Source organism: Blautia hydrogenotrophica DSM 10507 (assembly GCF_034356035.1).
GTDB lineage: Bacteria > Bacillota > Clostridia > Lachnospirales > Lachnospiraceae > Blautia_A > Blautia_A hydrogenotrophica.
In genome coordinates this window covers 2,784,872-2,805,530 of sequence record NZ_CP136423.1, presented here as the reverse complement: position 1 = coordinate 2,805,530, position 20,659 = coordinate 2,784,872, and the positions used below count along the sequence as shown (strand labels likewise).

At 46.4% G+C, this 20,659-nt stretch carries 22 protein-coding genes; 14 read left to right on the top strand and 8 right to left on the bottom strand.

From position 1 onward, the window contains the following. Nucleotides 1–18 precede the first annotated feature (18 nt). Both BLHYD_RS13555 and BLHYD_RS13550 read left to right on the top strand, forming a co-directional pair. On the top strand, nt 19–897 hold the full coding sequence (locus tag BLHYD_RS13555) for a class C sortase (protein ID WP_005950183.1): 879 nt from the start codon (nt 19–21) through the stop codon (nt 895–897). Beyond that, nucleotides 894–1,625 (top strand): hypothetical protein, encoded by a 732-nt coding sequence (locus BLHYD_RS13550; protein ID WP_005950185.1) that lies wholly within the window; start codon nt 894–896, stop codon nt 1,623–1,625. The genes BLHYD_RS13555 and BLHYD_RS13550 overlap by 4 nt, the downstream gene beginning before the upstream one ends. A 63-nt stretch (nt 1,626–1,688) precedes the next feature. On the opposite strand, the gene BLHYD_RS13545 is transcribed toward BLHYD_RS13550, so the two are convergent. The 3 genes from BLHYD_RS13545 to BLHYD_RS13535 are packed head-to-tail and all read right to left on the bottom strand — an operon-like array spanning nt 1,689 to nt 4,106. Next, nucleotides 1,689–2,408, bottom strand: coding sequence for an ABC transporter permease (locus tag BLHYD_RS13545; RefSeq protein WP_021845082.1), 720 nt, complete (start codon nt 2,406–2,408; stop codon nt 1,689–1,691). A 13-nt stretch (nt 2,409–2,421) separates the two neighbouring features. After that, nucleotides 2,422–3,171: an ABC transporter permease gene (locus BLHYD_RS13540; protein ID WP_005950191.1), complete on the bottom strand. Its 750-nt coding sequence runs from the start codon at nt 3,169–3,171 to the stop codon at nt 2,422–2,424. Next, complete coding sequence (locus tag BLHYD_RS13535) at nt 3,171–4,106, bottom strand: ATP-binding cassette domain-containing protein (protein ID WP_021845084.1); 936 nt, start codon at nt 4,104–4,106, stop codon at nt 3,171–3,173. The genes BLHYD_RS13540 and BLHYD_RS13535 overlap by 1 nt, the downstream gene beginning before the upstream one ends. Nucleotides 4,107–4,521: 415 nt before the next feature. Here BLHYD_RS13535 and BLHYD_RS13530 point away from each other — a divergent pair, with 415 nt between their 5' ends. Together BLHYD_RS13530 and BLHYD_RS13525 are read left to right on the top strand one after the other, a co-directional pair. Continuing rightward, nucleotides 4,522–5,961 (top strand): FAD-dependent oxidoreductase, encoded by a 1,440-nt coding sequence (locus tag BLHYD_RS13530; protein ID WP_040350738.1) that lies wholly within the window; start codon nt 4,522–4,524, stop codon nt 5,959–5,961. A gap of 356 nt (nt 5,962–6,317) precedes the next feature. Further along, complete coding sequence (locus BLHYD_RS13525; protein ID WP_005950201.1) at nt 6,318–7,046, top strand: MerR family transcriptional regulator; 729 nt, start codon at nt 6,318–6,320, stop codon at nt 7,044–7,046. Nucleotides 7,047–7,088: 42 nt separating this feature from the next. Here the strand turns inward: BLHYD_RS13525 and BLHYD_RS13520 are convergent, their stop codons facing one another. Continuing rightward, nucleotides 7,089–8,645 carry an ABC-F family ATP-binding cassette domain-containing protein gene (locus tag BLHYD_RS13520; protein ID WP_005950203.1) on the bottom strand — a complete coding sequence of 519 codons (1,557 nt, stop codon included), beginning with the start codon at nt 8,643–8,645 and terminating at the stop codon, nt 7,089–7,091. 290 nt (nt 8,646–8,935) lie between these two features. On the opposite strand from BLHYD_RS13520, the gene BLHYD_RS13515 reads away from it, so the two are divergent. The 6 genes from BLHYD_RS13515 to BLHYD_RS13490 all read left to right on the top strand — a co-directional run bounded on the left by BLHYD_RS13515 (nt 8,936) and on the right by BLHYD_RS13490 (nt 12,917). Further along, a complete protein-coding gene (locus BLHYD_RS13515; RefSeq protein ID WP_005950207.1) occupies nt 8,936–9,445 on the top strand; it encodes a hypothetical protein in 510 nt (169 codons plus the stop codon). 34 nt (nt 9,446–9,479) lie between these two features. Beyond that, the gene (locus tag BLHYD_RS13510; RefSeq protein ID WP_005950209.1) at nt 9,480–9,791 is read left to right on the top strand and encodes an MGMT family protein; all 312 of its coding nucleotides are present in this window, start codon (nt 9,480–9,482) and stop codon (nt 9,789–9,791) included. Between the two features lie 54 nt (nt 9,792–9,845). Continuing rightward, nucleotides 9,846–10,130, top strand: coding sequence for a DUF6506 family protein (locus BLHYD_RS13505; protein ID WP_005950211.1), 285 nt, complete (start codon nt 9,846–9,848; stop codon nt 10,128–10,130). Between the two features lie 72 nt (nt 10,131–10,202). Continuing rightward, nucleotides 10,203–11,096 carry a radical SAM protein gene (locus tag BLHYD_RS13500; RefSeq protein ID WP_040350739.1) on the top strand — a complete coding sequence of 298 codons (894 nt, stop codon included), beginning with the start codon at nt 10,203–10,205 and terminating at the stop codon, nt 11,094–11,096. Nucleotides 11,097–11,446: 350 nt separating this feature from the next. Further along, entirely contained in the window at nt 11,447–12,397 is a 951-nt protein-coding gene (locus BLHYD_RS13495) for a DUF1848 domain-containing protein (RefSeq protein WP_005950213.1), read from the top strand. A 37-nt stretch (nt 12,398–12,434) separates the two neighbouring features. After that, the gene (locus tag BLHYD_RS13490) at nt 12,435–12,917 is read left to right on the top strand and encodes a GNAT family N-acetyltransferase (RefSeq protein WP_040350740.1); all 483 of its coding nucleotides are present in this window, start codon (nt 12,435–12,437) and stop codon (nt 12,915–12,917) included. Between the two features lie 77 nt (nt 12,918–12,994). On the opposite strand, the gene BLHYD_RS13485 is transcribed toward BLHYD_RS13490, so the two are convergent. Further along, on the bottom strand, nt 12,995–14,629 hold the full coding sequence (locus tag BLHYD_RS13485; RefSeq protein WP_005950215.1) for a SpaA isopeptide-forming pilin-related protein: 1,635 nt from the start codon (nt 14,627–14,629) through the stop codon (nt 12,995–12,997). 164 nt (nt 14,630–14,793) lie between these two features. Between BLHYD_RS13485 and BLHYD_RS13480 the strand changes: the two genes are divergently transcribed. Beyond that, nucleotides 14,794–16,011: a DUF6688 domain-containing protein gene (locus BLHYD_RS13480; RefSeq protein ID WP_005950216.1), complete on the top strand. Its 1,218-nt coding sequence runs from the start codon at nt 14,794–14,796 to the stop codon at nt 16,009–16,011. A 265-nt stretch (nt 16,012–16,276) separates the two neighbouring features. Next, entirely contained in the window at nt 16,277–17,008 is a 732-nt protein-coding gene (gene tsaA / locus BLHYD_RS13475; protein ID WP_021845092.1) for a tRNA (N6-threonylcarbamoyladenosine(37)-N6)-methyltransferase TrmO, read from the top strand. 7 nt (nt 17,009–17,015) lie between these two features. Here tsaA and BLHYD_RS13470 read toward each other — a convergent pair whose 3' ends face one another. From BLHYD_RS13470 to BLHYD_RS13460, 3 genes are all read right to left on the bottom strand, one after another. Then, nucleotides 17,016–17,495: a DUF2798 domain-containing protein gene (locus BLHYD_RS13470; protein ID WP_005950218.1), complete on the bottom strand. Its 480-nt coding sequence runs from the start codon at nt 17,493–17,495 to the stop codon at nt 17,016–17,018. Between the two features lie 253 nt (nt 17,496–17,748). Then, on the bottom strand, nt 17,749–18,321 hold the full coding sequence (locus tag BLHYD_RS13465) for a biotin transporter BioY (RefSeq protein ID WP_021845094.1): 573 nt from the start codon (nt 18,319–18,321) through the stop codon (nt 17,749–17,751). A gap of 118 nt (nt 18,322–18,439) precedes the next feature. Continuing rightward, nucleotides 18,440–18,757 carry a hypothetical protein gene (locus BLHYD_RS13460; RefSeq protein WP_005950220.1) on the bottom strand — a complete coding sequence of 106 codons (318 nt, stop codon included), beginning with the start codon at nt 18,755–18,757 and terminating at the stop codon, nt 18,440–18,442. Nucleotides 18,758–19,313: 556 nt separating this feature from the next. Between BLHYD_RS13460 and BLHYD_RS13455 the strand changes: the two genes are divergently transcribed. Next, nucleotides 19,314–20,192, top strand: a complete 879-nt coding sequence (locus tag BLHYD_RS13455; protein WP_005950223.1) for an NAD(P)/FAD-dependent oxidoreductase — start codon at nt 19,314–19,316, stop codon at nt 20,190–20,192. A 124-nt stretch (nt 20,193–20,316) separates the two neighbouring features. After that, nucleotides 20,317–20,622: a thioredoxin gene (gene trxA, locus BLHYD_RS13450; RefSeq protein WP_021845097.1), complete on the top strand. Its 306-nt coding sequence runs from the start codon at nt 20,317–20,319 to the stop codon at nt 20,620–20,622. Nucleotides 20,623–20,659 lie beyond the last annotated feature (37 nt).

Here is a 20,659-nt window from a genome sequence, read left to right as displayed (position 1 = left end):
GAGGCGACAGGTAGGACGATGAGAGATAAGATCTTGAAAATAACGGCGGCGATGTTGTTTCTGGCGAGTGTTTTGACCTTGAATTATCCGGTAATCAGTACTTTGTACAACCAGATTCAGCAGGGAAAGCTCATCGGCCGCCAGGAGGCGGAAGTCGTCGACCTCAACGAACAGGAACGGAAAACAGTCTGGGAGGCGGCCAAGGCTTATAACTGGCAGACGGTTCAAAATAGAACTCGGCTCTACGACGCGTTTAGCGGAGAAATCGAGCAGATGGAATCAGAGTATGAGAGCTTGCTGAATGTGGATGGGAGCGGTATGATGGGGAGCATTGAGATTCCTAAAATCGCTGTGTATCTCCCCATTTATCACGGGACTTCCCGGGATACACTTGCAAAAGGGGTAGGACATCTGGAGGGATCTTCTCTTCCAGTGGGAGGAAAGGGCACGCACGTAGTTCTCACCGGGCACCGGGGACTTCCACAGTCAGAGCTTTTTACCAATCTGGACCAGATGGAAAAGGGGGATGTATTTTACCTGCGGGTTTTGAACCGGGTGTTGGTGTATCAGGTTTATGAGACTGAGACAGTAAAACCAGACCAGGTGAAGGGGCTGGCCGTCCAAGAGGGCCGGGATCTGGTGACTTTGGTGACATGTACTCCGTATGGGGTGAACTCTCACAGGTTATTTATCCACGGGAAACGGATTCCCTATGAGGAGGATAGGGAGATATCGGTCTCTCAGATTCAGAGAGAGACGTTGGGGAGATGGTTACTGCGGCAGAAAGTATTTCTGGCATCGGTGGTAGTTTTGGTGGCAGCTTTTCTGGCCGGACTATTTATTTTGATTCGTCGTATGAGCAGAAGACATAGAGAGAAAAAGGAGGAGAATTCATGAGGCGGCTATTCAGGAGTGGAGGAAAGCGGAAGGGCCTGGCGGCTCTGTTGGTTTTATCCGTGTTTTTCAGTCCGGCCCGGCCGGCCCAGGCTGAGAGTTATGATCCAGGGAGGCTGGGGAGCATCTGCATCAGTCTTACAGACTTGGGAACAGACAGAGAAGACGTGCTTTTTGAGCTGTACAAGGTCGGAACTTTGAAGGCGGGCAGTGATTATCAGTGGGTGTTGGATGAGGCTCTGGTTGGGACAGGAGTGGACTTAAATTCCATGGATACCACGGAGAAGACTATGGAAATAACACAGACACTGGCAGACGCAGTGGAGGACAGTGGGCTGAAAGCGCTGAGTGGAACCACAGACAGTGAAGGAAAAGCAGAGTTCACAGGGCTGACTCAGGGCAAATATCTCCTGATTCAGCCGGGGGACGACTATGGAATTGTTAGTCCTTCTCTGGTGACAGTTCCGTATTGGGAAGAAGAGTGGATTTATGACGTGGAGGTGACGCCGAAGGCGGCTGCTCCAGGAGAAGAACCTGGAAAGCCCACCGGAACGAAGGGCCGCCCGATTTCGCCTAACCTGAGTACGAAAAAGAATACCCAGGACCCGGTACGGCGCAGCTCTGTGAAAACAGGAGATGAGAATTTGCCGGCAGTCTGGGCGGGACTTTTGGCAGCAGCAGGTATGGTGGTTGCTATGGCAGGACGGAGAAAGATGGAAAAAAGAAAATAGATATAGGGATAAAAAGCCTCTGCGCGGTGGACTAGCCATTCGTACAGAGGCTTTTAAAATGCTTCAGCGTTTTTTTAACAGACGGACGCCGATCAGGTTGAACAGCAGAATGTAAAACAGAGCGAATAAGAAAAAGGTAGGGAGCAGGCCTCCTAGCATGTTGTCGTCTTTGTTGGAGTTCATTCCCAGTACCATCAAAGAGTAAGGGTAGAAGATTCCTGCTTTTGTGTTGGCCATGAGTAAGCCGGAGATTCCGCCGAGAAGGCCGACGGCGACTGGGATTGCGAAGTTGGAGATCACGGAGGCTACCAGGTACTGAATTGTAGCGATTACCCAGCCGCCGATCGTGCCGCGGAAAATCCATCCCAAAATATCAATGGGAGGAAGGCCGGGGAGGCCGACAACTTTTCCGGCGATCAAGTAGAGAACGGTAAACCATAGCTGAGTCAGCAGAGTAATCACGCATACCATAACATATTTGGAGCAGTAAATGGTAGAAAAACGTAAGGGCTGAGTCAGAAGGGTATTCCGGCAGGAATGAAAATTTTCAAAACGCCAGAGAAAGGCACAGTATACTCCGATCAGTGGCGCGAAGAAGAAATTGGAGTAGAACAGACTGACCTGTGTCCAAAAAGAGTACCACTGAGATTGCAGAATGTTTATATTGCTCAGGTAGTTCCCGGCTCCCAGCAGGGTGGGAATGATGGGAATCAGAAAAAAGGCGGGCCAGATCAGCGTGCCCTTGCACTTCATTCGCTCACAGTTGATGACTTTCATAAGCATAGTAGATTCCTCCTTACATAGCGGCGATTTTTTGACAGAAACGTTTTTTTCCAAAATAGTACAGCAGGCAGATACAAATCACGCACACGAATAGCCAGATCAGCGGATAGGAGTCCCAGAAATACTCCGTGTACCTGGTGGTCTCGTCGTAGTTGTAGCCTGAGTTGCACAGAGCCACGAAATAACCCCAGGGGATTACGTAGCGCAGCGGAATCTGGGGCAGGAACCAGGAGAAGACACCGGCAAAGGTTCCCCCAATGCTGACGAACAGCGGGAAAAGCTGGTTTTCGTAGTGCAGCGACATTAGAAGCTGAAACAGGAATAGGAAAACGTGCGTAAAGATGACAGTTACAAAAAATTGAAAATAATATTTCTGCCACCCGGACTGAAAGCGCTGGTCAAGGACCACAAGGAGTACGGTCTGAAGCAGGTCGAAGACCAGCAGATAGAGAAGCCCTGCAAGCAGCTTGGATTTAAAAAACGAACCAGGGGACTGCATGGTGAAAATCCAGGTGTAAGTGCTCCCCACCTGCTCCATATCGCACATTCGACTGGCGGCGGTGGCCAAGACCAGAGGCGTCACGATGGTGTTTATCAGGAGCAGGTTAATCTCTAACATGGCTGTTGTGCTATTAAGCTTGGTTAAATCCAGGTCTTTGACGCACCAGAGCATCCATGCGCAGATCAGCGCAAAGGACAAAAAAAATAACAACCACATGTGTCGGCGGTGGAACTTTTGAAATTCTGCTTTTAGATTTTTCATCACAGACTCGCCTCCTTTTGTACCATTTGCAGGTAGATATCTTCCAGATTGCCTCTGCGCTCCTCGATCCGGTAGAGATCAATTCCGTTTTCAAAGAGATGGCGGATGTGCAGTCCCAGACTGCGGTCCCCTTCATAGGGCAGCAACAGTCCCTCTTTGGTCTGCTGAATCGGGTGTACAAGGCCGGCATGTTCGTATTTGGGAATCAGGAGCTGATAGGCCAGCAGGTCGTTGGAGGTGCGAAGCAGCAGCTCCCGTTTGTTTTTGGACTGAAGATCATAGAGAGAATCCTGATAGATCATCTTGCCATTGGAGATGATTCCCACATTGTCAGCGATCTGTTCGATCTCCGCTAGAAGATGGCTAGACACCATCAAGGTGATTCCATATTTTTCCGGTAAACTCTTGATAAGTTCGCGCATTTCGTGAATGCCGGAGGGGTCTAAGCCATTGGTGGGTTCGTCCAAAAGCAGCAGCTTTGGTTTTCCCAGCAGGGCGTTTGCGATGCCGAGCCGCTGCTTCATTCCCAGGGAATAGTGGGAGGTCTTTTTGTGTTTCTGGTTGTCCAGACGCACGATGCGCAGGGCTTCATTGATTTCTGAGTGGGGCAGGTTTCTCAGCGTACAGGAAATTTTGAGATTTTCATACCCTGTCAGATTGCCGTAATAGGATGGGGACTCGATCAGGGAGCCTACCTGGGAGAGGATGGCGATGCGGTTGGAAGTATTCATTTCGTGTCCGAAAATCTGGATACTCCCTTTGTCCTGGGCGGCCAATCCCAGAAGCATCTTCATGGTGGTGCTTTTGCCGGCTCCATTCGGGCCCAGGAAGCCGTAGATGGAACACTGCGGTACCTGAAGATTGATCTGGTTCACGGCCGGGCTACCGTGGTAAAGCTTTGTGAGATTTTTTGTCTCAATAATATATTCTGTCATGGTGATATCCTCCTTTTGTGTGTGGCGTACTCTCTTTGGAGTACACTGTTTCTGACTCTGATTATGAGATATCATCCTTAACTGCACCTTTTGTTTTCCTTAATTTTACTTTAAATATCGAAGGGCTTTGACAAAACCTTTAGTTGCAAAGAAAAATGGCGCAAACCCTGGATTTTAAGGTTTCATTTTCAAGAAAGAATTTGGGTTAAACAGAATAACCATAACAGGTATAGTGGTGACGTTAAGGTACATGTGATAGAATATAAACAAACACGTCAGTTATCAATCTGTCAGACAGCAGCACATGTAAATATTTCCTCTTGTCAGTTGGTTCTCTTAAAGAATGAATGGAAACCGTAGGTATAAACTGTTTCCAGCGGGAGATGTTATAAATAAAAAACGCAGGAGGCAGAAGATGGAATCCATATGGTGCAAGACATGCGGCAGGGAAAAAGCTCCCGCTTTAAAAGGGAACATTGAGACGGATGTGGCTGTGATTGGTGGAGGGATGGCTGGTATATTGACAGCGTGGCAGCTAGAACAGGCGGGGGTACGGACGGTTGTGTTGGAAACAGATCGCATCGGAGGTGGACAAACCCAGAATACAACCGCAAAAATTACGGCGCAGCATGGAATGTTCTGCCACTCATTTATTGAAAAAAAGGGTGAAGATACCACCAGGAAATATGCACAGGCAAATAAGGATGCTGTAGAAGAATATAAAAGAATAGTTCGGGAGAAATCTATTGCCTGTGATCTGAAGGAGTGTGATTCCTACGTCTATTCTGAGGACGAGGAAAAAGTAAGAAGAGAGGTGGTGGCAGCACAGAGCCTAGGATTGGAGGCATCCTTTGCGGAACAGGTAGAGATTCCGGTTTCGTGCGCGGGAGCCGTACGTTTTTCCAGCCAGGCCAAGTTTCACCCTTTGAAATTTATCGAGGCTCTGGCTGAGCATTTGACCATCTATGAGGATACTTCGGTGACAAGGGTAGAGGGACATTTGGTAAAGACGCCCTGCGGGAGTGTGAAAGCAGGAAAGATTGTGTTTGCCGTACATTTTCCTTTTATCAACTTTCCGGGGATGTATTTTGCCAGAATGCATCAAGAGCGGTCATACGTATTGGCCTTGGAAAAGGCTGGTATGGTTGATGGAATGTATATAGGAGATGGAGAGAACACGCTATCTTTCCGACAGTATGATAGATATCTTTTGCTTGGCGGGCAGGCGCATCGTACAGGAGAAAATCGGGAGGGAGGATGCTATGAACGACTAAAGAGAATTGCCCAGGAGTTGTATCCTGGAAGCTGTGTGGCAGCCTATTGGTCAGCACAGGACTGTATCACAGCAGACAAAGTTCCGTTTATTGGACCGTATGCTGCCGACTGTCCGGATTGGTATGTGGCGACGGGATTTCAGAAATGGGGTATGAGTTCTGCGATGGTATCTGCAATGCTGATTCGAGATGCGGTCTGTGGAATCGAGAATCCGTATGCACAGGTATTTTCTCCTCTGAGATTTTCAGGAGAAGAAGTTCCCCAGCTTATGAAAGATGGGGGAAAAGCGGTGAAAGGACTGACAAAGCGTTTTTTCCATGTTCCGAGTGAAACTATTTCCTCAGTTGAGAGAGGCCATGGAGCGATTGTTGAGACACCTCAGGGCAAGGCAGGTGTGTATAAGACAGAAGAAGGAACGGTCTGCCAGGTAAGTGCGATTTGCCCGCATATGGGTTGTGAGCTGACTTGGAATCCAGATGAGAACTCTTGGGATTGTCCCTGTCATGGCTCACGTTTTGACTGTGAGGGGAAACTTTTAGAGGGACCGGCACAGGAAGGAATTCAGTACGACTTGCTATAACAGAGTGGGTTGCATAGGCGCTAGCAGTTATGATTTTATCAAGAATATCTAAGGATACCATTTCTGGCTTAAAGTTTCTTGTGCTTTTGCGTGTTTTGATTGCATCCAATACATCCATCATAATACCTCCTTATTGTTTTAGTTCGGGAAAGAGTTTGCAGCAGTAAAACGTGAAAAATCTCTTTCGGGCTATAAGCCCGGAGGCGAGAAGAGCTCCTCGTTTTATTATCTGTTATGGAACGAAAGGAGGCAGGCTGTCAATCTGAAAATAACCTGCTTTGGGACGGAGAAAAATGCTTGACTCCTACGCAGCGTAATAGTTTATACTGTGGTTACCACGGAAGGAGGAGAGGAAAATGATGACGGTACATGAAGCAAGCAGACTAGCAGGAGTGAGCGTACGCACCCTGCAGTACTATGACAAAATCGGTCTGTTGCGTCCTTCAGGATATACAGATTCAGGCTACAGGCTGTATGACGATGCGGCTTTGGAGAAATTACAGCAGATTTTGCTGTTTCGTGAGTTGGAGTTTCCTCTGAAGGAAATCAAGGAGATTTTATCCAGCCCGGATTTTGATCGGCACAGGGCCCTAAAGCAGCAGATTGAGCTGCTGACGATGAAGAAGGAACATTTGGAAAACCTCATTCATTTTGCCCGTGGATTACAGTCGATAGGAGTGAGAAATATGGATTTTTCAGTATTTGATACAAAAAAGATGGATGAATACGCCAAGAGAGCGAAAGAACAGTGGGGCAAAACTCCGGAGTATGAGGAGTACGAGCGAAAAACGAAAGAGAGGACACCGGATGAGGAAAAAGAGGCAGAACAGCAGCTTATGCGGCTGTTCGCGGAATTTGGGAAGTTAAAAGACCATAACTCCGCCTCGCCAAAGGTCCAAGGCCAAGTGCGAAAACTGCAGAATTTCATCTCTGAGTATTTCTATAAATGCACGAAAGAGATTCTTTCAAGTCTTGGACAAATGTATGCCGGAGGCGGAGAGATGACCCAAAATATTGATAAGATGGGTGGGAAGGGGACGGCTGTATTTGTAGCAAAAGCCATCCAAACCTACTGTAAAAACTGATAAGAGAGTTTAGACGCGCGAATGTTGCGCGGCAAATACTGTCTAAACAAGTTTGGTCGTCCATTTGGTACAGTCCCAGACCTCATGGACGACATCTTGATAAAATTCTGGCTCATGGCAGATTAAAAGCAGTGTCCCTCTATATTCTTTTAACGCTGCCTTCAGTGCTTCTTTTGCGTCTGCGTCCAGGTGGTTCGTGGGCTCGTCCAAAAAGAGTACGTTGGTCTCCCGGTTGATAATCTTACACAGGCGTACTTTGGCCTGTTCGCCGCCGCTTAGGACTCGTACCTGACTTTCGATGTGCTTGGTGGTCAGGCCACATTTGGCCAATGCAGAGCGGACCTCATACTGGGAAAAAGAGGGAAACTCTTGCCAGATTTCTTCAATACAGGTGGAGCTGTTTTCTTTTTTTCCCTCCTGTTCGAAATAGCCGACAGAGATGTTTTCTCCCAGCTCACAGGTACCTTTCAGCGGTGGAACCAATCCAAGGATACTTTTAATCAGGGTTGTCTTTCCGATACCGTTTGCTCCGGTCAAGGCGACCTTGTGTCCTCGTTCCAAAGAGAGATTCAGAGGCTGAGAGAGAGGTTCCTCATAGCCGATGACAAAATCTTTTGCCTCAAAAATGTATTTTCCAGGAGTGCGCCCTGTTTTAAAATGAAATTCCGGTTTTGGCTTTTGAGCGGCCAATTCTATGACATTCATCTTATCCAATTTTTTCTGGCGGGACATGGCCATATTTCTGGTGGACACTCTTGCCTTATTACGGGCGACGAAATCTTTTAACTGGTTGATTTCCTGCTGCTGCTTTTTGTAAGCAGCTTCCAACTGTGCTTTTTTCGCCTCATGGATTCTTTGGAAATCTTTATAGTTTCCCACATACCGGTCTAGCTTTTGATTCTCCATGTGGTAGATAATGTTTACTACATCATCCAGGAAGGGAATGTCATGAGAGATCAGGATAAATGCGTTTTCGTACTCTGTCAGGTATCGTTTCAACCAGTTGATATGGTGCTCATCCAGGTAGTTGGTAGGTTCATCTAAGAGCAAGATATCTGGTTTTTGAAGCAGAAGCTTTCCCAGCAGAATTCGGGTTCTCTGTCCGCCGCTTAGATCTGTCACGTCCCGTTTCAGTCCCAGCTCTAAAAGTCCTAAGGCTCTCGCGACTTCCTCCACCTTGGCGTCGATTACATAGAAATCATGGAGCGTAAGGGTGTCCTGGATAGTTCCCAATTCTTCCATTAGTTTATCCATCTCTTCCGAGGAGGCTTCTCCTAACTTTGTGCAGATGTCATTCATTTTTTCTTCCAACTCGAACAAGTCAGAGAATGCGGATTTTAGGACATCTTCCACGGTCATTCCTTTTTCCAGTACCGTATGCTGGTCTAGATATCCGGCACGAACTCCTTTTGCCCATTCGATTTTGCCTGCATCCGGAGGGAGCTTTCCAGTCACAATGTTGAAAAATGTAGATTTGCCTTCTCCATTCGCACCGATCAGTCCGATGTGTTCTCCTTTTAAAAGGCGGAAGGATACATCCTGGAAGATCGCGCGATCTCCGAACCCGTGTGAGAGATGTTCCACGTTTAAGATACTCATCTATTTCAGACTCCTTTGCTTTTATATGATGAAATGCGGGGAAAGACTACCGAGAGCTTCCCCGTCTCTCCATTATATCCGTACGGTTGCTTTTATTCAAGAAGACGTTTGTAGTCTGAGTGCGGAAAAAATGGCAGTTTTTTTGGGGCGCAGGTTTGTGGTATGGCATACGGCAGAGAGATTTTAAGCCGCGTTCTTGTAAAAAGAAACCAGTATGTGCTAAACTGAGTGGAACAGTAGAATGTACGCGTTCGAAAAAGGACGCGGAATGATTTTGGAGGAGAGGCATTATGGTATTTGACTTTTATCCATGGAACCTGGATGTTGATGTGGAGGGGACGAGGCTTCTGTATCGGGATAACGATTACGCGGGGAAGCGGAAAGTGAACGAAAGGTTTTGGCAGGCCATGTCCGACGGACAGAAGCGTTTTTTTCATTCCCTCGGCGTGGATTTTATGCGGGTGGAGGCTGATGAGAAGCTCTACAATATCCCTGATGACGGAGATGTACAGGGCGGCGGGATATCCATGAAAACGATTCATTTTTTATTACATGGAAGTTTTCTTGCAATTCCTGATTTTCAAGGAGAACTCTATAAGGATGCGGAAGTATTTGGCAGTCAGGTTCCGGATTCACTAAAAATTGTCAGGATGCCTCAGGAGGAAGCGCTTACTGTGTATGAGGTGGATGGTTGGCCTTGTGTATTTAAACATCCATGTTTTCATTTTGAGCAGGAGAAATTTCAGAAGTGGAACTGCGGATACTTGCTGGGAAGTATCCTGCTGATGAAAGATGAGTAGCTGAACCATAGATTTTTACGGAAGCAGGAGAAAGATGAAAAAAGTATTGGAGGAAGAGCTGATTTATGAGATACTCTCTGTGGTGGAAGAAATTCCAGAAGGAACAGTCGCTTCTTACGGACAGATCGCACGGCTGATCGGGAGAGATCGAAATGCCAGATTGGTTGGAAGAGTCCTGAGTATGGCCCAGTTTTATGGGAATTATCCCTGCCACCGGGTGGTGAACCATGCAGGCCGCACGGCGCCGGGCTGGGGACAGCAGCGTTTTTTGCTGGAGGAAGAAGGGGTTATCTTTAAGGATAATGGATGCGTGGATATGAAGAAATGCCAATGGGACTGCGAATAAGATTTCGTATGATCTCGTAAGGTATTTCGTTTAGTAAATGGGAGGAAGGATCGTATGAAATTTGCGTTTTTGATTATGGGAAATTTTGATATGACGATGGACAGAGCAACGATACATGGAGGGAATGCCCAGATGATTGGGGTCTCAGATATGCAGGAAGCCGCTGCCGCTGCCAAGCAGCTATGTGAAGAAGGGATTGACTGTATAGAGTTATGCGGCGCTTTTGGGGCGGAGGGTGCAAAACAGATTATTGAAATCACTGAGAATAGAATACCGGTAGGATACGTTACACACTTGCCAGAGCAAGATGAAATTTATAAGGCCGTTTTTTCTAAATGACAGAAAACGGTAGAGGTCTCTCGCTGGTCTGGCCAGACAAAAGTAAGGGGACTTGATAGGAGGAGAGGGAGAGTGAGCGAATGTAAGCTGTGTCCGAGGGAGTGCAAAGCTGACCGGAGCAAAGGACAAAGAGGCAGATGCCAAGTGTCAGGGGAAGGAATTTTAGTGGCAAGGGCGGCTTTGCATCTGTGGGAAGAGCCTTGTATTTCCGGAGAGCATGGTTCCGGGGCGGTATTTTTTTGCGGCTGTCCGTTAAGATGTGTGTACTGTCAGAACAGTCAGATCTCAGGGGCTGAGAGGGGAAAGAGAATTTCTAAGGAAAGGCTGGCAGAGATTTTTTTGGAGCTGGCAAAGAAGGGAGCGGCCAACGTCAATCTTGTGACCCCTACACACTACACACCAGAGATTATCTGGGCGGTAGAACGGGCCAGGCAGTGCGGGTTGAAAATTCCGATTGTCTATAACTGCAGTGGCTACGAGAAAGTTGAGACTTTGGAAACTCTAAAAGACACGGTGGATATTTACCTGACGGATTTTAAATATATGGAGGAAGAGATGGCAAGTCGATATTCTAGCGCGCCGGACTATCCCCAGGTGGCAAAAAAAGCACTGGCAGAAATGGTTTGTCAGGCTGGCCCCCCTGTTTTTGACAGTGATGGTATGATGACTAGAGGAGTCATAGTCAGACATCTGCTGCTTCCCGGACACCGAAAAAACGCAGAGGCAGTGGTGAAGTATGTGCATGAGAAATTTAAAAATCAAGTTTATTTAAGCCTGATGAATCAGTATACGCCGCTGCCTCAGGTAAAGCGGCTATATCCAGAGCTTGGCAGAAAGGTGGGAAAAAGAGAGTACGAATGTCTGGTGGACTATGCGATCTCTCTAGGGGTGGAATGTGCGTATATCCAGGAAGGAAAGACTGCAAAAGAGAGTTTTATTCCGGACTTTGACTGTGAGGGAGTCTGAGGCGGTGAGGTGGCTTTTCGGGGACAGACATAATCAGCTTTGAAAAGGAGAGCGAATGAGTATGCCGGGAAAATGTGTCGAGAAGTTTTATTTTTTTTAGAATTAAATCAGATGAAATAAATTCTTGACAGATGCGAATAATCGAATTATAATAAATACATACAGAAGAGAAAGAAAAATACAAAAGAGAACCTATACATATTGACAGAAGAAAAAATTGTTTGAAATACAGAAGACAAATGGGAGAAAAGCACAAAAGATTTGACTCACAGATTAGGTGCCATCAGGCATCAGATCTGTGAGTTTTGTATTTAGTGGAACTTTTGACATTAAGAAGTGGGTGAGAGAGAATGATTGTCAGTGTCAGTAGAAGGACAGATATACCGGCCTGCTATTCGGATTGGTTCTGGAACCGCCTCAAAGAAGGGTATGTTTTGGTGAGAAATCCCATGAATGATCGGCAGGTCAGCCGAATCAGCCTGAATCCAAGGGCGGTGGATGGATTTGTGTTTTGGACGAAAAATCCACTTCCTATGTTGAGAAGACTGGAAGAACTGGAAGAATATCCTTATTATTTTCAGTTTACGCTGACTCCATACGGGAGGGATTTAGAACCTGGTCTGCCTTCTAAAAGAGAACGGCTCCTCCCGGCATTTATAGCGTTGTCAGAAAAGATTGGGCCAGACAGAGTTGTTTGGCGGTATGATCCAATTGTTTTTAATAGAAAGTATACGCTTCAAACTCACATCCGATGTTTTGAGGCAATGACAAAGCTTTTGGGAAATTATACAAAGAGATGTGTCATCAGTTTTTTGGACAGGTATCGGAAGATTGAGGGCTGGATGAAGGAGACCGGTGCAAAGACACCGACTAGGGAGGAGATAGAGGCTCTGGGGAAGGCATTTTCAGCCTCTGCGAAAAAATATGGGATAGAACTCTATACTTGCTGTGAGACTGTCGACCTAAGTGAGTTTGAGATTTTTCATGGAAGCTGTGTTGATGTGTCTTTGCTGCGAGGTTGTGGGGGCGGTAGCTGGAAGGCGGAAAAAGACCCTGGTCAAAGAAAAGAGTGCGGCTGTGCGGCCAGTATTGACATCGGTGCCTATGATACCTGTCGAAATTTGTGTAGATATTGTTATGCGAACCGCAGTCTTTCTGTTGTCGATAGAAATCACAGGCTTCACAATCCACTTTCTCCTTTGCTGTATGGAGAACTGCAGGCAGAAGATAGGGTGACAGAGCGAAAAATGAGGCTGCTAAGAGATGGACAGCTCAGTCTTTTTAATGGATATTATGAATGAGAAACAATAAAAAGGTATGCAAGAAAGGAGGTACAGGGTGGATATAGAGCTGAAATTGGCATATGAGGAGACAGAATATGTCAGAAGATTGATTGAGGAGTATATGCAGATGCTGGTGAGGATGGAGCCGGATATTGAGACTTATTTGAGAATGCAGAACAGTGAGGAGGAGCTGCGAAATCTGAAAGAAAAGTACAAAAAACCGGATGGCCGGCTTTATCTAGCTTATGTGGAAGGTATGCCAGTGGGGTGTATAGGTCTGCGCAGGCTGAAAGGGAGAGAGTGTGAGATGAAACGGCTGTATGTAAGGACCGAATTTCGAGGGATGCATATAGGGGATGTCTTGGTAAAAAAGATCATTTCTGACGCACGTGACATCGGTTACCGCACAATGCGGCTGGATACGTTTCCGTTTTTGGAAAGAGCAATAGGGTTGTACCGGAAATACGGGTTTTCTGAGACTCCTTCGTATAATGATAATCCTCTGGAAAATGCCGTCTACATGAAACTGGACTTGTAGGAGAAAAGATGTCCCGCACAGCCGGAGAATCTCTATTACTGGATTTTCCGGACTGGCGCGGGGCGTGTTGAGGCAGTCTACTGGGAAACGGGGGTGTTGTAGAGGGTAAAACCGTTGGCGGAGTAGTCGTCAATGGTAGCGACTGCGTCGATATCTACGATCACCTGATGAATGACAGGGTCTAGCTGATAACCTGGAGGGGCCGTGGTCTCTTGCAGCTCATATTTTCCAGGCTTCAGATTGGAAAAGTGAAGACGGCCTGCAAAATCAGACACGGCCTCCTGGATATTTTTCTGTTTATCGGAGAGTGTGAATACTGCGCCTTCTATTCCTGAACCAGTGGAGGCATCTAGTTTTCTCGCTGTGAAGTCCACGGTTACAGGCGGTGGGCAGAGGCGGCAGAACCAATTGGTTCTTTTCCAGACAGCGTAAAGACAAAGGTCAGCAGTGAGGCCGGACAAGGTCTCACCTGGCAGGTAGGAATCGCCCCTTCCGCAAGGGTCCGTGTTCCAGACACGAAAACAGTGCTTTTTGCGTTTTGGTGTGACATCGGGAATAGTGACTGGCTGACCAAAGGGAACGGTGACTGGTTCTGGGATGCAGCAAGCTTTTGGACAGCAACTGTCATTTCCGAAGAAGGAGATGGTGTATTCTTCTACAAACTCTTCCCACCTTGCGTACAGAATCAGATTACCGGTACTTCCATGGGCAAGACAGGAAATTTGGGTTCCACCTGCTGGAGCGTTGTACCATCCTAGAAAGCGGTATCCCTGGAGAGGGCCAGGGGACAGCAGACACAGATCAGGAGTGACCGAGGTATAAGTGGTCGGATTTGGATTGGCAGCTTCCATGAGATTTTCGTACTGAATCTGATAGCTAGCTGGAGTGAGAATCACCTGTGTACTGTCATCAGTGAGACGAGTTTCCCAGCCATTGAAACAGTCTACGGGCTTGTGGAAAGCAGTGGCATCTGTCTGAGTCAGAAGTGGATAATCCGCGGTTGTGGTCCCGACTAAGACAGAGCAACCTTCAGGATTCGTGGATACATAGGAGGAATTTTCAAGCTGAATCATGGATGTTTCTGTTAACGGGCTAATCAGACGGATGACCGACGAGTCGTTTTTTAGATAGATTCCGTTGGGAATTATCCAGTTTCCTCCCAAATATAAGACGGAAGCACTATAAATATCTCTTCCACGGGGTGATTCGTTACCAGAGAAGGAACCGCTGGACAAAGTAGCAATACTCTGACTGAAAAGCCAAAGCCCGCCGCCGCATCTGCTAGAACGATTGTTCTGGATGGTTCCGCCATTTATGAGAACCTGGGAACGATTTTCAGCACTTATTGCACCGCCTTCCAGGCGAGAGTTGTTATTGCGCAGTACACAGCCTTCTGCCAGCGTGAGAGACCCCCCATTCACATGGACGAGGGAACGGTTTTCAGGACTTTCCAGAGGATGTGTCTGGCTGTTGCCATCTAGAATTATGTTTTGAAGAGTGAGAGCGCCGCCTGATGTAATACAAAAAAGGTGGGCGAAATAAGTATCTTCTTTGGTTAGTACAAAAGGATTGTCTGGGGTAAGACTTTCGATGAGCACCGCGTAAGAAATATCAAGCTGCGATGAGAGCTCGAAATCAGTGGTTACCTGTATAGACGGGGCTAAGGCGTCCAATGCCGCCTGTAGCTCTGTCTGTGTGGATACTTGTGTCATATTAATCACCTGCTTTATATCTGTGCTTTATGGTATGTCAGCGCAGCGGGATGAGTGACAGAACAAAATACGTCCTTTAGGAAAGAGCGATACGCAAAAATTTGTATGGACCCAAAAGAAGAGAGTGTCGCAAATTACCGGAGATTATATAGGAGGTATTTACTATGGAACATAAGAAAAACTTGGTCAGCTATTCCGTTCTGTTTTCAGGCATTTTTGGGACACTAATATGTCTTGGATATGGGGCAGGGGATAATATTCTGGCTTTTATGCTGGGAGTGCTGGCTGTGGGTGGTCTTGTGGTATATCCTATTGTACTGACATTGCTTAACCTGTTTTTTCTGATTGTCAGAGTTAAAAATCCAGTCTTAGTGAGGCAGGCAAAGTATATAGAATACATCACGTTGGTATTGGGCGTGTTGTACACGGTGCTTATCCTGCCTTTTTTGGAGATTCAGCTGAAAGCAGATTGGACAGAAATATTGGCCAATCGGCAGGTACATACACCCGTGTGGGTGGGCGGGCAGCCCACGATTTTAGTTTTGGCATGTCTGGGGATGGCGGGGTATTTGTTTTTGTCTTGGGTAAATATCTGTAAAGTTCCGCCGCTGTTGTGTGTGTTTGCGATCTCGGGAATGTATCTGGGAGTGGCAATCTGTCTGGTGTGGATTGTACAGGTTTTCAGTGAACGATATTTTCTGCTGTGTGTTCTACCGTTTAACTATATTGTCCTGGCAGCGAAGACCGTACGTTATAAAGTGGGGGAGTGGCAGGAGCAGCAGAGAGAAGAGGTGAAGGAGTTTAAAAATCCAAAACTAAACGCGTGGAACCAGAAGCTGTTGGAGTCTAGGCGCTGGCCGGCGGCTGCCTTCTTTTTTATGTGGCCTTTGTTGGGAATCACAGTGGCTGTGCTTTTGCTGTTTGGTCAAAGACCGGACAGCATCATCCGGGCCTGGACGGAGACCAGTGATTGGAACCTGTCTGCGCAGTCAGCGCCGCAGAATATTTATTATGACGAGCACTACCTGTGCACCGTGGCGGCAGGCGGGCACAGAAAGCTTGTGAAACCCATACGGATGGGAATTCGTCACGGACATCCAGTGATTGTGAATCGACAGCTTTGTGTCGCGAACGCTTTTGAGGAGCTTCTTCAGGAGTGTTTCCCAAGTTTCCATAGAGGAGTCAGAGGTTTTTATGATCGCTTTGGTTTTCCGATAGCGAGATGGATACGCTCTCCTTATATTGCGGATGGGATTTATTTGCTTATGAAACCTCTGGAATGGTTGTTTTTAGGGGTACTTTACTGTTATGATGTGAATCCAGAAAATCGGATTGCGGTTCAGTATCTGCCGAAGTATCCTGATTTTGAGAGGAGAGTTTGAGATGTCTGACACGGCGTCCATATAACTCCTAAGGATACGCATGTTGCAATAAGGTAGTTCACCGCAAAGCGGCTGCTGTATCGCGGCGGATAGGGAAGGAAACTTCTTGTATCTGACTAATGGGGAAATTATTGCTGGATTAAGAATTTAGAGAGGCAGTACAAGTGGAAGTATGGGGAGATTTATAGTACAATAAAGAAAATTGCCGCGTCTTATGCTGAGAACTGTGGTGGAAAGGTTAAAATCAGAAAGAAGGCGAAAGAGGATGAGAGATAGGAAAAGGGAAGGCTTTGTGTCAGACGGAAATGGTCGGTATACTTTGCAGGTGATTGCACGTATTTACAATGATTTTCCTACGAAATTTGGTCTTCCTCATCAGAGTGGGAGAATCCCAGAACTGAGAGGAAAAATTATATTTGAGGCTCCATATAGAAATCCAGATGCAGTGAGAGGTTTGGAGGAGTTCAGCCATATCTGGCTGATCTGGCAGTTTTCCATGGCGGTCAGAGATGGCTGGACAGCGACTGTTCGTCCGCCGCGCCTGGGAGGAAACACGCGGATGGGAGTGTTCGCCACCCGATCTCCATTTCGACCCAATTCTCTGGGATTGTCTTGTGTGCGGCTAGAGAAAGTAGAGTTGGATAAAAAGTTAGGGCCGGTGCTCTATGTGGCAGGCGCGGATTTAGCAGATCAGACTCCAATTTACGATATCAAACCTTATTTGGCCTATGTGGAAAGTCATCCTCAGGCTGCCGGCGGTTTCACGGACCGTATTTTAGAGCATAAATTGAAAGTGGATTTTCCGAAAGACTGGTTGGATAAGATTCCGCAACAGAAGAGAAGGGCTTTGTTGGAGGTCCTTGCGGATGATCCCCGTCCCACCTACCAGGAAGACCCTGATAGGATCTATGGCATGGAGTACGGGGAATGGGATATTCATTTTCGTGTCTGCAAAGGTAGGCTGTCAGTGTGTGGTGTGTCCCAGATTGTCCGCTGAGAACGCCTTACTGGGTAGATACCGCCAGTTGTCTTTGAAAGAGTGTGCGGAACAGAAAACGTACCAATGGACCGCAAAAAAAGATCTGCCAGCAAAGTGCCATAGGAAAGTTGCTGGCGAAGGTCTGAAGCCAGATGGCGGGGAACTCAGTTCCTGCATGACTGAAAATTAAGGTTGCCCAGAGACTCATTGTCGGACACATCAGGCAGACTGTGACACCTGCGCGGGTCAGAGTCACTAAAAATGGCAGGTCTTTTCCAGGTGTCACCAGACGAAATGCAATTTTGGGTGCGATGCGGTCTATAAAGAAGAATCCTGTCACGAAGCAGATGGGGAACATGATAGGCATCTCAGACAGAGCATTGAGAATCCCCTGATTTGTCAGACCGCCCATGTGCAAGCCAGCGTTGTAGATTTCCATGGCCAGAACCATGAAAAAAGTCATTAGAATTGCGTAGATTATTTCTTGAAATTTTGTTCTTGGCATTACGATAACCTCATTTCTGAATTTTTTTAGGAACGGAAACGAGCCGTTCCCAGGGTAAAGCAGGGAGGCCCACTTTCCCCTGCATAGTGGGACGTTTATATTGTAGGAAAAGCCTTTCGCGCTTTAGTGTGAGAATGTCGTTCCGACATATAAAAACGAGCAGTGTATGTCAACTGGACTTACGTGACATACACCGCTCGTTTCGCTATTATTATAACAGGAGAAATTTTATTTTTCAAGCGAAAACTAGTGGTCAGTTTTCAATTTTCGTGTAACGGGATACCCTCTTGGAAACTAGAATTGCCAGAGCTATTTTTACTAGATCAGGGAGGATAAACGGTATCACACACCAACTTAGCACAGTCATCACGCCAATGTTGCCGGAGGTTCGCATGTAGACGGTTATAAACCATGCAGTTCCGAAGGCATAGCAGACAATTAAGCCCAAGATCATGGAGAAAAATAAAGTTACAGTTTTCTTTCCGAACAATTTTTCTATTCCCCACATTACCAGGACAGTCAGAAGGAAGCCGAGAATGTAGCCACCGGTATTTCCCAGCAGTACACCGATGCCGCCTTTGAATCCGGCAAACACTGGAATTCCCACCACACCCAGGAGAATGTAAAGGGATACGGCTGCTGCTCCACGCTTTCCGCCGAGTATTCCTACAGTGATGAACACTGCAAAAGTCTGCAAAGTGAATGGAATCATTGTAGGAATGGAAATCCAAGAACCAATGGCGATTACTATGGCGAAAAAAGAAATATAGACCATATCCCGCGTTTTATTCTGTGGTCTGTTTTTTACGGTTGTCGTGTTGTTCATTTTTATTCCTTTCGTCTTTTTGTTTGCAGGTTTATTATAGCATAAGTTTTGAAGGATTGTCAACTCAACACAAATAAAGGTTTACAATTTAGAAGCAAAAATTCTTCATAGCTTGTCATTAGGTGGACGGAAAAATTAGGTTCCAGGTGCCGTCTTCCGGAAAAAATAGGAGAATAAATTCTTTTTTCCAACCGTCTACCACTGCTTGGCATTGGAATTTTCTAGCTTGAACTCCCGCGTAATATTTTTGCTCAGAGTACAAAACCTGTATATCTTTTATGCACTGAATCATTTGATTTTCATCCTGATATTTTATCATTCGGGGGTAAAATTTTCCAGTGGAAGGAAACCAGCAGTCCACTGCCGCAGCCAGATATGTTCCGGTTATCTTTTGTTCACAGTGACGTTCCACTTCATTTTCATAGAGAAATGCCATATTTTTCCTTCCTTTCGGTGTATGAGATTACCCATAGCAGACAGAATGACGCAGCTTTTGTCTGTCGTTGATGGGTTTGTCTATATTATACAGAACGGATGTTCTGGTTTCAATGGAAATATATGGATGGAAGCTTTGTCATAGCCAGCCGCGATCCAAATCATCAGTCACATGGCTGAACTATTACGATCATTATATAAGAAGCGACAGTTCAGCCAGTGTCATTCGTAAAACCGCATTGTGCGCTTATTGTGGCTGACGCCACCGTGTTACTTATGGAAAGGCGCTCAGCTTATATAGATGTCCGTTCATAAAAACATACAAGTATGTTTTATGCTTCCCGTGCACTGTATGTATGAATTGTTGCTATAAAAAAACAGAAAAGACTTGAAATTCTTGACGAAAAAAGTTAATATTGTGTATAGAGAATACGTAACCTTGCAATTCTAAATACATAGGAGAGAAGTAGCGGGAATAAGAATACTTATAGGCTGGATTGTGAAAAATCAGAGGCAGATCGTTTCCTGCAAAATGAGAATAGTCTGAGGGGTACAATATGGAAGACATTGTAATCATTGGTTCAGGACCGGCCGGTATTTCGGCGGCATTGTATGCGGTGCGGGGAAACTTGTCACCACTAGTGTTGACAAACGGGGTGGGAGCTCTGGAGAAGGCAGAAAGAATTCAAAATTATTATGGAAACAAAGAATTTTTGACCGGACAGGAACTCCACGAGAATGGAATGGAACAGGCCCGAAAGATGGGAGTGCGTTTCAAGGAGACGCAAGTACTGGGAGTGCATGAGGAAGAAAATTTTATGATAGACACCAATGAAGAACCAATTCCCACGAAAGCAGTAATCTTAGCTACAGGAGCCAGGAGAAAAGCTCCCCAAATTCAGGGGCTGAAAGAGTTAGAAGGCCGAGGAGTGAGTTACTGCGCGGTCTGCGATGCATTTTTCTACAGAGGAAAAGATGTGGCTGTTTTGGGAAACGGTGACTTTGCTTTGCATGAAGCCGATGAGTTGGTGCATCTGGCGGGAAGTGTGACAATTTTGACAAACGGGGAGCCGTTGTGTTTTACTAGGCAGCATAATTATCCTGTGGAGGAAAGAAAAATCTTGGCTTTGGAAGGTAGCGAGCGGGTGGAACAGATACGTTTTGCGGACCAGGATACGGTTGGGATTGACGGAATTTTTGTGGCAATGGGGACAGCTGGGAGTTCTGAGATAGCCAGACAGCTCGGAGCGCAGATTACAGACCGGGGCGAGATTGTAGTGGACGAACAGATGCAGACGAATATTCCCGGGATTTTTGCGGCGGGGGATTGTACCGGAGGGCTGTTGCAGATTTCGAAGGCAGTATATGAGGGAACTGTGGCAGGGATTCATGCAGGACATTATATTCGAAAACTGCGCAGGGAAAAAGAAAAATAGCTGTGCATGCCGTGAGGACCGTGTGGAAAACGATTTTTATGTAAAATACACAAAAACACTTTGTGGAATATTGGAGATCTGAACTGTAACATCAACGAAACAGAAAATGAAAAGGAGAAAAAATATGGCGAAAGTATTGACAAGTGGAAATTTTGAGGCAGAAGTACTCGGGGCACAAAAGCCAGTGTTGGTGGATTTTTGGGCAACTTGGTGTGGACCGTGCAAACGCCAGGCGCCGATTGTGGATGCTCTGGAGGAAAAAGGTTATTTGGTGGGAAAAGTAGATGTGGACCAGGAGCCGGGATTGGCGCAGCAGTATCAGGTGATGAGCATTCCTACGCTCATCATCTTCAAAGGAGGCCAGGAGGTGAAACGTCTGATTGGTCTTCATTCAGAGGAACAGATTCGCTTAGTCTTAGATCAGATATAAAAAGGCTGTCAGATTTAAGGGAGTCTTGAAATCGTTA